Origin of the sequence: Stenotrophomonas maltophilia (assembly GCF_001676385.1) — a bacterium.
Taxonomy (GTDB): domain Bacteria; phylum Pseudomonadota; class Gammaproteobacteria; order Xanthomonadales; family Xanthomonadaceae; genus Stenotrophomonas; species Stenotrophomonas maltophilia_J.
This window is the reverse complement of record NZ_LYVJ01000008.1, coordinates 223441-233715: the sequence shown is the minus strand read 5'-3', so window position 1 is coordinate 233715 and position 10275 is coordinate 223441. Positions and strand designations below refer to the sequence as shown.

At 67.2% G+C, this 10275-nt stretch carries 12 protein-coding genes; all 12 read left to right on the top strand.

Features of this window, described 5'->3' with window-relative positions:
• The first annotated feature begins 22 nt into the window (after positions 1–22).
• The 12 genes from lptA (at position 23) to A9K58_RS12410 (ending at position 10270) form a co-directional block, all read left to right on the top strand.
• Entirely contained in the window at positions 23–580 is a 558-nt protein-coding gene (gene lptA / locus A9K58_RS12465; protein ID WP_065199632.1) for a lipopolysaccharide transport periplasmic protein LptA, read from the top strand.
• A complete protein-coding gene (gene lptB / locus A9K58_RS12460) occupies positions 580–1299 on the top strand; it encodes an LPS export ABC transporter ATP-binding protein (protein WP_065199631.1) in 720 nt (239 codons plus the stop codon). Before lptA ends, lptB begins: the two co-directional genes overlap by 1 nt.
• A gap of 40 nt (positions 1300–1339) precedes the next feature.
• Positions 1340–2761, top strand: a complete 1422-nt coding sequence (locus A9K58_RS12455; RefSeq protein ID WP_065199630.1) for an RNA polymerase factor sigma-54 — start codon at positions 1340–1342, stop codon at positions 2759–2761.
• Between the two features lie 58 nt (positions 2762–2819).
• Complete coding sequence (gene hpf / locus A9K58_RS12450) at positions 2820–3137, top strand: ribosome hibernation-promoting factor, HPF/YfiA family (RefSeq protein ID WP_065199629.1); 318 nt, start codon at positions 2820–2822, stop codon at positions 3135–3137.
• Positions 3138–3158: 21 nt separating this feature from the next.
• The gene (locus A9K58_RS12445) at positions 3159–3611 is read left to right on the top strand and encodes a PTS sugar transporter subunit IIA (RefSeq protein WP_065199628.1); all 453 of its coding nucleotides are present in this window, start codon (positions 3159–3161) and stop codon (positions 3609–3611) included.
• A complete protein-coding gene (gene hprK / locus A9K58_RS12440) occupies positions 3608–4558 on the top strand; it encodes an HPr(Ser) kinase/phosphatase (RefSeq protein ID WP_065199627.1) in 951 nt (316 codons plus the stop codon). Before A9K58_RS12445 ends, hprK begins: the two co-directional genes overlap by 4 nt.
• Before the next feature lie 27 nt (positions 4559–4585).
• Positions 4586–5467, top strand: coding sequence for an RNase adapter RapZ (rapZ, locus tag A9K58_RS12435; RefSeq protein ID WP_065199626.1), 882 nt, complete (start codon positions 4586–4588; stop codon positions 5465–5467).
• Positions 5468–5883: 416 nt separating this feature from the next.
• A complete protein-coding gene (locus A9K58_RS12430; RefSeq protein WP_065199625.1) occupies positions 5884–6276 on the top strand; it encodes a PTS sugar transporter subunit IIA in 393 nt (130 codons plus the stop codon).
• Positions 6269–6538, top strand: a complete 270-nt coding sequence (locus tag A9K58_RS12425; RefSeq protein WP_065199624.1) for an HPr family phosphocarrier protein — start codon at positions 6269–6271, stop codon at positions 6536–6538. The genes A9K58_RS12430 and A9K58_RS12425 overlap by 8 nt, the downstream gene beginning before the upstream one ends.
• A gap of 2 nt (positions 6539–6540) precedes the next feature.
• Positions 6541–8310: a phosphoenolpyruvate--protein phosphotransferase gene (gene ptsP / locus A9K58_RS12420; protein WP_065199623.1), complete on the top strand. Its 1770-nt coding sequence runs from the start codon at positions 6541–6543 to the stop codon at positions 8308–8310.
• A gap of 271 nt (positions 8311–8581) precedes the next feature.
• A complete protein-coding gene (gene mgtE, locus A9K58_RS12415; protein WP_065199622.1) occupies positions 8582–9943 on the top strand; it encodes a magnesium transporter in 1362 nt (453 codons plus the stop codon).
• A gap of 60 nt (positions 9944–10003) precedes the next feature.
• Entirely contained in the window at positions 10004–10270 is a 267-nt protein-coding gene (locus A9K58_RS12410; protein ID WP_065199621.1) for a hypothetical protein, read from the top strand.
• Positions 10271–10275: the final 5 nt, after the last annotated feature.

The following is a 10275-nucleotide window of genomic DNA, read 5'->3' as shown; positions in this document are numbered from 1 at the left end:
CCCACCGGTAGAACGGATCCCGATGAAGATTCCCTTTGCAGCCATACTCGCGCTCGGGCTTCTTGTCCCCAGCGCCGCCTTTGCCAAGTCCACCGACCGCAACGAAGACATGCACATCGATTCCGGCGCGCAGACGGGCATGCTCACCGGCGACGGCAAGACGGTGTTGTCGCAGGGCGTGATCATCACCCAGGGCACGCTGGATCTGCGCTCGTCCGAGGCCGAGATCTACCTCAAGGATGGCGAACCGGTGCGCGCGGTATTCACCGGCAGGCAGGCCAAGATGAAACAGCAGCTCGATGACGGCACCTGGATGGACGCTCAGGCCGATCGCATCGACTACGACATCAAGACCGAGATCATCACCCTCACCGGCAACTACAAGGTCACCAGCGCGCGCGGCACCAATGCCGGCCAGCGCATGGTCTACAACACGCGTTCCGGTGAAATGAACTCCGGTGGCGACGGCAGCCGCGTGCGCACCGTGATCCCACCGAAGAACCGGACGCCTGCAGCGCAGCAGCCTGCGGCACAGCCCAGGGCCGCCACGCCGGCGCAGCCGGCCGGGAGCAGGAAGTAATGCTCGTCGCCAAGGGCCTGCGCAAGCGCTACAAGCAGCGCGAAGTCGTCAAGGACTTCGGGCTGACCCTGGACGCCGGCGAGGTGGTCGGCCTGCTCGGCCCGAACGGTGCCGGCAAGACCACCTGCTTCTACATGATCGTCGGGCTGGTCGCCGCCGATGCAGGCAGCATCGTGCTCGATGGCAAGGACATCACCGGCGACCCGATGTACACCCGCGCCAAGCAGGGCGTGGGCTACCTGCCACAGGAACCTTCGGTGTTCCGCAAGCTGACCGTGGCCGACAACATCCGCCTGGTGCTGGAACTGCGCGAAGACCTGGACGCAGCCGGCCGCGAGCGCGAGTTGAACGGCCTGCTCGACGAACTGCAGCTGGGCCATGTCGCGGGCCAGCTCGGTGCCAGCCTGTCCGGTGGCGAACGCCGTCGCTGCGAGATCGCCCGTGCCCTGGCCGCGCAGCCGCGCCTGATCCTGCTCGATGAGCCCTTCGCCGGTGTCGATCCGATCTCGGTCGGGGAAATCCAGCGCATCGTCACCCACCTCAAGCAGCGTGGCATCGGGGTACTGATCACCGACCACAACGTGCGCGAAACCTTGGGAATCTGTGACCGCGCGTATATCCTCGCCGAGGGCACGGTGTTGGCCCAGGGGTCACCGGAAGCGATCCTGGACAACGCCGACGTGCGTCGCGTCTACCTTGGGGATTCCTTCAAGCTGTGAGCGCAGGCGCCGGAGTCCTTTCCTTCCTATCGGCACAGGCATGAAGACCCGGTTGCAGACATCGTTGGGACAGCACCTGGTGCTTACGCCCCAGCTGCAGCAGGCGATCAGGCTGCTGCAGATGTCCAGCACCGAACTGGAACTGGAAATCGCGCAGGCGGTGGAAAGCAATCCACTGCTGGACTGGGCCGACAGCGGCGACAGCAGCGCATCCAGCGAGGCGGGTGATGGCAGTGGCAGCGATGTGCCGGCCGAACCTGCCGACAACGGTGACGACTGGGCACCGGCCGGGCTGGACTGGAGTGCCCCCGGCAGCGGGGGCAGTTTCGACGACGACGACGATGCCGGCAGCGCCGCCGAACGCATCGCCGAGCCCGAAACCTTGGCCGACCACCTGCTGTGGCAGCTGCACCTGTCACACCTGTCCATGCGCGATCGCAGCATCGGCGCCGCACTGATCGATGCACTGGACGATGATGGCTACCTGCGCGAACCACTGGCGACCATCGCTGAAACCCTGTTGCCGGCCATCCACGCCGGGGAGGACGAGATCCTCGCCGTGCTGCATCGCATCCAGCGCTTCGATCCGGTCGGCGTGGCAGCGCGCAGCCTTGGCGAATGCCTGCAATTGCAGCTGGATGTACTGGGGGCCGACACCCCGGGGCTGGGCCTGGCGCGGCAGATTGCCGCAGGGCCGCTGGAACGACTGCCGCGCAGCGGCGTGGCCGGGCTTGCCCACGATCTGAAGCAGCCACAGGCCGAGGTTGAAACGGCGGTGATGCTGCTGCGCTCGCTGGACCCGCGCCCGGGCACCCAGATCGCGCCACTGTCACAGGACACCTACGTGGTGCCGGACGTGGTGGTATGGCGGCAGAACGGCATCTGGCGTGCCGCCCTGGCCGGCCATGCCGGGCCGAAGGTGATGATCCACCGCGGCTACGAGCAGCTGATCCGCCGCTGTGGCGAGGCCGATGCCGGCTACCTGCGCGCCCAGCTGCAGGAGGCACGCTGGTTGCTCAAGGGCCTGCAGCAGCGCGGCGAGACCCTGCTGCGGGTCGTGCGCAGCCTGATCCTGCAGCAGGCCGGCTTCCTCGAGTTCGGCGAGCAGGCACTGCGTCCGCTGACCCTGCGTGAGATCGCCACCGAGCTCGGCCTGCATGAATCGACGGTCTCGCGCGCGATCGCCCGCAAGCACGTGCGTACCCCGCGCGGGACCCTGCCGCTGCGCGCCTTCTTTGCCTCGGGTATCGATACCGAGGGCGGCGGCGAGGCGTCCAGCACGGCGATCCAGGCGATGATCCGGCGCCTGATCGACGACGAGAATCCGCGCAAGCCACTTTCTGACGCCAAGCTGGCTGACCTGCTCAAGTCGTCGGGAATTCCAGTGGCGCGGCGCACCGTGGCGAAGTATCGTGAAGCCATGAACATTTCCGCCTCGCACGAAAGGGTCAGAATCGCTTGACGCGCCGCCGCGCCCGGCGGAGAGGTTCATTGGCACATCCGAACACAGGAGAAACCCGATGCGCATCGAAACGTTTGGCAAAGACGTCGAAGTCACCCCGGCCCTGCAGTCCTATGTCGAGGAGAAGCTGGCCCGGATCGGAAAGCACTTCGAACAGCACTGCGAAGCGCGGGTGACCCTCAAGCTGCAGAAGACCGAGCACCACGTCGATGCCAGCCTCAACATTCCGGGGCAGACCCTGCACGCCGAGGCCGGCGGCCAGACCATGTACGCCGCGATCGACCTGCTTGCGGACAAGCTTGACCGCCTGGTCATCAAGCACAAGGAGAAAAAACAGCAGCACGCACCGCTGCCCGTGGGTGACAATGGCGGCTGATCGCCACCGTTCTCCGCAGACATGCCCCTGACTGACCTCCTGGCGGCCGTGCAGACCCAGCTCTGTGCGGCCACCGACCGCGACAGCGTCCTGAAGGCCGCCGCCGGGTTGCTGGCCTGCCGCCAGGCCAATGCCGAACAGATCTACCTGAACCTGTGCCAGCGCGAAGCGCTGGGCAGCACCGCGATCGGGCACGGCATCGCCATCCCCCACGGCCGCGCCCCGACCCTGGACCGCCCGCGCGGAGCGCTGCTGCGATTGGCGGCCCCGGTCGACTTTGGCGGCGACGAGCCGGTCGACCTGGTGTTCGCCATGGCCGTCCCCGCCCACTACACCCACCAGCACCTGATGCTGCTGTCCGAACTGGCCGAGCTGTTCTCTGCGCCCGCCATCCGCCACGCGCTGCGCGCGGCCGGCGATGCCCGCGCACTGCGCGAGGCGCTGGACCTCACGCCCCCGGCGAGCGCCGCATGAATACCAGCATCACCGCCCGCGAACTGTTCGAACAGCAGCGCGAGCGCCTCGGCCTGCGCTGGGTCGCCGGGCAGTCCGGCGGGAAGCGTGAACTGGAGGCCGGCAACACGGTTTCGCGACGCCCCTCGCTGGCCGGCTACCTCAATGCGATCTACCCCAACAAGGTGCAGATCCTCGGGACCGAGGAACTGTCCTGGCTGGACGCGCTGGAACCAAGGCTGCGCTGGGAAACGATCGAGAAGATCATGCAGTCCCATCCGTTGGCGCTGGTGATCACCCGCAACCAGCCATGCCCGGAAGACCTGCGCGCGGCAGCGGACGAATCCGGCACGCCGCTGTGGGTCTCGCCCAAGCGCGGCCACGAACTGCTCAACCACCTTTCCTACCACCTGGCGCGCACGCTGGCGCCGCGGGTGATCCTGCACGGCGTGTTCATGGAGATCTATTCCATCGGCGTGCTGATCACCGGCGAAGCCGGATCGGGCAAGAGCGAACTGGCGTTGGAGCTGCTCAGCCGCGGCCATCGGCTGGTGGCTGACGATGCACCCGAGTTCACCCAGATCGCGCCGGATGTGCTCGATGGCACCTGCCCGGAACTGCTGCAGGACCTTCTGGAAGTCCGCGGCCTGGGTGTGCTGAACGTGCGCGAGATGTTCGGCGACACGGCGGTAAAGAAGAACAAGTACCTTCGGCTGATCGTCCACCTGACCAAGCCGATGACCGAACCCACCCCGCATGGCTACGAGCGCCTGACCGGCGATTCGGGAACCCGCCATGTGCTGGACCTGGATGTGCCGCTGATCACCCTGCCGGTGATGCCCGGCCGCAACCTGGCGGTGCTGACCGAGGCCGCCACCCGCCTGCATATCCTGCGCACCAAGGGCATCGATCCGGCGGCGATGTTCATCGCCCGCCACAGCAACCTGCTGGAACGGCGGAATCCCTGATCCCATTGCACCGCGAAGAGCCCGTCCATGAACACCCCCGCCCCTTCCGCCCCGACCCTGATCATCGTCAGCGGCCTGTCCGGCTCGGGCAAGTCCGTTGCCCTGAAGACCTTCGAGGACCAGGATTACTACTGCTCGGACAACCTGCCGGTCCGGTTGCTGCCGGATTTCGTGCGCAGCGTGCTGGCCGACGACAATGGATCCCGGCGCCAGCTGGCAGTAGGCATCGACGTGCGCGGCCAGGCCGACCTGAGCCAGCTGGGCAGCTGGCGCCGGCTGGCCACCGATGCCGGCGTGGAAGTGAAGGTCCTGTTCTTCGAGGCCAGCGATGAGGCCGTGCTCAAGCGCTACGCCGACACCCGCCGCCGCCATCCACTGAGCCAGCTGGGCCTGTCGCTGCCCGAAGCGATCGCCCGCGAACGCGAGTTGACCGCGCCATTGCGGCGCGAAGCCGATGCGGTGATCGATACCAGCAGCCTCAACGTGCACCAGCTGCGGCGGCGGATCATCACCGAGTTCGCGATGGACCATGCCACCGGCCTGTCGCTGCTGTTCGAATCGTTCGCCTACAAGCGCGGGGTACCGGCGGAGGCCGACTTCGTGTTCGATGCGCGCGTACTCCCCAACCCGCACTGGGACCCGGAACTGCGCGCGCTGAGCGGCCGCGAACCCGGCGTGCGTGACTATCTGGAAGCGCAGCCGGACGTGCAGCGCTACCTGGCCCAGCTGATGGAGTTCCTCGATACCTGGTTGCCGAAGCTCGGCGACGGCACCCGCAGCTATGTAACCGTGGCCTTCGGCTGTACCGGCGGCAAGCACCGCTCGGTGTTCCTCGCCGAACGCATGGCGCGCCACGCCCGCGAAATGGGCTGGCAAGACGTGGCGACCTACCACCGCGAACAGGACTGAGGGTGGTCGGCCGGGCTGCGCCCGGCACCCGCCGGTAGTGCCGGCCGCTGGCCGGCAACAGCAACAGAAAAAGCAGAAGCGGCATTCCGTGGGATGGCGGGGCGGTGTGGGTATGCAGGACACGCCGTGAACCCGTCCCTGGGGGCTCGATGGCGCCATCCATGGCGCCAACGGTCCTGCATACCCACACCGCCCCACCTCTGAAAGATTTCTGCTGCTGTTGGCAGGTGTCGGCCTTGGTCGGCACGGTAGATCCACGCCATGCGTGGATGGATCTCTGTCAGGCATCGAAAAAAGGATGGGGTCGGATCTCTTTCAGCAGGAAAGGGCTCTGACCCGAGCAACGCTGAATACGGGACACAGTGCCCCTCATCTGCGTCTATCGCCAATTCACCTTGACCTGTTAACGTGCAGTAATGACCTGTGGCATTCTCCTCGTAACGCATCCTGGGGTCGGGACCGCCCTGCTCGACGTGGCGACCCGGCTCCTGCGGCAGCTGCCGCTGAAGACCGAAGCTTTCGAAGTACCGTTCGACGCAGACCTGGACGCCCTGCTCCCGCTCGCCTCGGCCGCCCTGCGGCGGGTCGACGGTGGAGAAGGCGTACTGATCCTGACCGACCTGTACGGCGCCAGCCCCGCCAACCTCGCCGCGCAGCTGGCCCGGCTGGGAACCCCGGTTCGCCGGGTGTCGGCGCTGAGCCTGCCGATGTTGCTGCGGGTGATGAATTATCCGGAACAGGGACTGGATCAACTGCCCGCCACTGCCGCGGCGGGCACCCGTAATGGAGCGATAGTCGACGATGCTTGAACGAGAACTCACCGTCAGCAACCGCCTCGGGCTGCATGCCCGGGCCACCGCCAAGCTGGTGCAGGCCCTGGCGCCGTTCCGCTGCAACGTGACCATGGCCGCCAAGGGCCGTGAGATCAACGCCAAGAGCATCATGGGCGTGATGCTGCTGGCTGCCGGCCAGGGTACCCCGGTCACCGTGCGCATCAACGGCGAGGACGAAGCCGCCGCGATGGACGCGGTGGTCGGCCTGTTCGAGCGCCGCTTCGACGAGGACAGCTGAGCGTGCCACGCGCTCGCGCCGGCCAGAGTGCCTCCGGCCAGCGGCCGGTGCAGCTGCTGGCGGGCCATGGCGCCGCCCGCGGCACCGCGATGGGCCGGGCGCGCGTCCGGCTTCCGCATGCGCTGGAAGTGGCAGAGCAGCGCGTGCCCGCAAGCCAGGTCGAAACGGAGCTGGCCCGCCTGCACCGGGCGGTGGACGCGGCACGCACGGAGATGCACGAGCTGCGCCAGCGCCTGCACGGCGCACTGAACCAGGAAGTGGGCGAGTTCCTCGACCTGCATGCACTGCTGCTGGACGACCCGGAACTGCTGTTCGGGCTGGATGAACTGATCCGCAGCGGCCCGTACAGCGCCGGCTACGCGCTGCGCCTGCAACGCGACCGCCTGGCCAAGGTCTTCGATGGCATGGACGATGCCTACCTGAAGAGCCGCATGGATGATCTGGATCACGTCATCGGGCGCATCCATGCCTTCCTGCAGCCTGAGCGCGCGCCGGCGGTAAAGGGCATGGCGGGCGAAATCCTGGTGTGCGACAACATCGCTCCCTCGGAACTGGCGCAGTTGCAGGCGCAGGGCGTGGTCGGCATCGTCACTGCTGCCGGCAGCGCGCTGTCGCACAGCGCCATTCTCGCCCGCAGCCTGCACCTGCCCCTGATCGTCAACATTCCTCAGCTGCTCAGCCGCATCGCCGATGGCGACGTGCTGATCATCGACGGCGCGGACGGCAGCATCACCGTCAATCCGCAGGCCGACAACCTGCGCGACTACCGCGCACGCCTGAAAGAGCACGCGCGCGAGCAGCGCGAGCTGGGCCGCCTGCGCAGCAAGCCCAGCCGTACCCGCGACCAGGTCGACATCGCCCTGCTGGCCAATGCCGAATCGCTGGAAGACGTGACCCAGGCACATGCGCTGGGCGCGCAGGGATTGGGACTGTATCGCACGGAGTTCCTGTTCCTGCAGCGCAACGAGCTACCGGACGAAGAAGAACAGTTCCAGACCTACCGGGATGCCGCACTGGGCATGAGCGGGCGGCCGGTGACCATCCGCACGCTCGACCTGGGCGCAGACAAGGCCGATCGCACCGGCCTGACCCTGAGCAACGAGGAGAACCCCGCACTGGGGCTGCGTGGCGTGCGCCTGTCGCTGGCCCGGCCGAAGGTGGCTGACACCCAGCTGCGCGCGATCCTGAGAGCCTCGGCGTACGGCAAGCTGCGGGTACTGGTGCCGATGGTCAGTACCCGCGAGGAACTGCTGGCAGTACGCAGGCGCATGCTCAGGCTGGCCGACCAGCTGCGCGACGAAGGGCACGTGGTGGCCGAGCACGTACCGCTCGGTGCGATGATCGAAGTACCGGCAGCAGCCCTGGCGCTGGAGAGTTTCATCGACCTGGTCGATTTCCTGTCGATCGGGACCAACGACCTGGTCCAGTACCTGCTGGCCGCCGACCGCAACAACGAGGCGTTGGGCGAGTTGTACTCGCCACTGCACCCGGCGGTCCTGCGCCTGCTGCAGATGGTGATCGAGACCGGTGCGCGCCACCGCATCCCGGTGGCGGTATGCGGCGAGATCGCCGGCGATGCGCGGATGACGCCGCTGCTGCTGGCGCTGGGCCTGACCGAATTCAGCCTGCACCCGGGCACGCTGCTGGAAGTGCGCCGCGCGATCCGCGAGGCCGACCTGGCCACGCTGCGCGCACGCGCGCCGAAGCTGCTGGCCGCCCGCGACCGCCGCGCCATCGAGCGCTGGCTGGCGCTGGTGGCGGACGCGTCCTGATTTCCGCGCTACGCGCTCGCCGGGCATGGCCCGGCGGAACATGTGGACCCGCTGGCCGCTGGCCCGACGCAGATTCGATCCGCAGAAGCAGTCCCTTGTTGTTCAAGGGGCGCGCCGACAGGCCGGGGATAAGGTTGAATGCGTGGACCCCGGTGCCCGCAGGCCAGCGGGGTATGCGTTGAAACATGCCCTTGCGATAATGACGCGCTGAACACCCCTGTTGCCGCATCCTTGCCGGGATCGCGGCTTTTCTTATCCCGCGGGAGCTGCGATGGCCGAAGCCGTACGCCACGACAAGACTGCGCGCCAACTGCGGATGCTGTCCGATGCACTGGACAGCGGCCGGCTCGGCCCGGTGCGCCGCCTGGTCAATACCCTGGCCCCGGCCGAGATCGGCAACCTGCTCGAATCGCTGCCCCCCGGCAAGCGCGAGGTGGTGTGGGGGCTGGTCGATCCGGAGGATGATGGCGAGGTGCTGGTCCACGTCGGCGACGATGTGCGCGAAAGCCTGCTCGCGGACATGGACCCGGACGAGATCATCGCCGCGGTCGAAGACCTGGACATCGACGACCTGGCTGACCTGGTCGAGGACCTGCCGGACACGGTCATCGACGAGGTCCTCAAGTCGATGGACCGCGAAAACCGCGAGCGGCTGGAACAGGTGCTGTCCTATCCCGAGGACAGCGCCGGCCGCCTGATGAACCCGGACGTGGTGACGGTGCGCGCCGACGTCAACGTCGATGTGGTGCTGCGCTACCTGCGCCTGCGCGGCGAACTGCCGGACCACACCGACCACCTGTTCGTGGTCAGCCGCCGCCATCAGTACCTCGGCCGGGTGTCGCTTGCGGCACTGGTAACGCACGAGGACACCACGCCGATCAACCGCCTGGTCGACGACGAGCAGCCGGCCATCGATGTCGGCGAGAGCGACCAGGAAGTCGCCCGGCAGTTCTCCGACCATGACTGGATCTCCGCGCCGGTGGTGGATGAGAACAACATCCTGGTCGGCCGCATCACCATCGATGACGTGGTCGACATCATCCGTGGCCAGGCCGAGCACCAGGCGCTGGGCGCCGCCGGCCTGGACGAGGACGAGGACCTGTTCAGCCCGGTCTGGCGCGCGATGCGCCGGCGCCTGATGTGGCTGTCGGTGAACCTGTGTACGGCGTTCCTGGCGTCCAGCGTGGTCGGTCACTTCGAGGGCACGATCGACAAGCTGGTGGCGCTGGCGGTGCTGATGCCGATCGTGGCCGGCCTGGGCGGCAATGCCGGCACCCAGGTACTGGCACTGATGGTACGTGGCCTGGCGCTGGGCCAGGTGGGTGCCTCCAACGCGCGCACCCTGCTGTGGAAGGAAGTGCGGGTGGCCCTGCTCAATGGGCTGTTGCTGGGTTCGGTGCTCGGCCTGATCGTACTGGCCTGGTTCCACTCGCCCGGACTGTCGGCGGTGATCGCGATTGCGTTGACCTTCAACCTGCTGTTCGCTGCACTGGCGGGCGTACTGGTGCCGCTGACCCTGAAGCGCTTTGGCTTCGATCCGGCATTGGCCAGCGGCATCTTCCTGACCGCAGTGACCGACTCGATGGGCTTCTTCACCTTCCTCGGCCTGGCCACCCTGGTGCTGCTGCACTGACCATATCAAGGGCCGGATCACCGCCGCGCGGGGTTCCGACCCAGTCCAACTGGAACGACCATGGCATCAACAATCGAAAACTACTTCCAGGCCGGCTGGCGTGACCAGCAGCACACCTGCCCTGCCTGCGAATGGAAAGGCAGCTCGCGTGCCATGGAAATGGAACTGGACGAGGACGCCACCGAATATGCCTGCCCGGTCTGCGAGAACCCGCTGCTCGTGGTGCTGCACCCCGACCTGGCGCAGGTGCAGGCGGCCGCCGCCGAAGGTAATGCCGAGGCACAGGAGCAACTGGACATCATCGCCAGCTTCCCGCGCTCACAGTGATGCGG

Excerpts from the sequence above, each read along its gene's own strand:
- lptA (WP_065199632.1), top strand. The coding sequence starts at position 23 with ATGAAGATTCCCTTTGCAGCCATACTCGCGCTCGGGCTTCTTGTCCCC.
- lptB (WP_065199631.1), top strand. The coding sequence starts at position 580 with ATGCTCGTCGCCAAGGGCCTGCGCAAGCGCTACAAGCAGCGCGAAGTC.
- A9K58_RS12455 (WP_065199630.1), top strand. The coding sequence starts at position 1,340 with ATGAAGACCCGGTTGCAGACATCGTTGGGACAGCACCTGGTGCTTACG.
- hpf (WP_065199629.1), top strand. The coding sequence starts at position 2,820 with ATGCGCATCGAAACGTTTGGCAAAGACGTCGAAGTCACCCCGGCCCTG.
- A9K58_RS12445 (WP_065199628.1), top strand. The coding sequence starts at position 3,159 with ATGCCCCTGACTGACCTCCTGGCGGCCGTGCAGACCCAGCTCTGTGCG.
- hprK (WP_065199627.1), top strand. The coding sequence starts at position 3,608 with ATGAATACCAGCATCACCGCCCGCGAACTGTTCGAACAGCAGCGCGAG.
- rapZ (WP_065199626.1), top strand. The coding sequence starts at position 4,586 with ATGAACACCCCCGCCCCTTCCGCCCCGACCCTGATCATCGTCAGCGGC.
- A9K58_RS12430 (WP_065199625.1), top strand. The coding sequence starts at position 5,884 with ATGACCTGTGGCATTCTCCTCGTAACGCATCCTGGGGTCGGGACCGCC.
- A9K58_RS12425 (WP_065199624.1), top strand. The coding sequence starts at position 6,269 with ATGCTTGAACGAGAACTCACCGTCAGCAACCGCCTCGGGCTGCATGCC.
- mgtE (WP_065199622.1), top strand. The coding sequence starts at position 8,582 with ATGGCCGAAGCCGTACGCCACGACAAGACTGCGCGCCAACTGCGGATG.
- A9K58_RS12410 (WP_065199621.1), top strand. The coding sequence starts at position 10,004 with ATGGCATCAACAATCGAAAACTACTTCCAGGCCGGCTGGCGTGACCAG.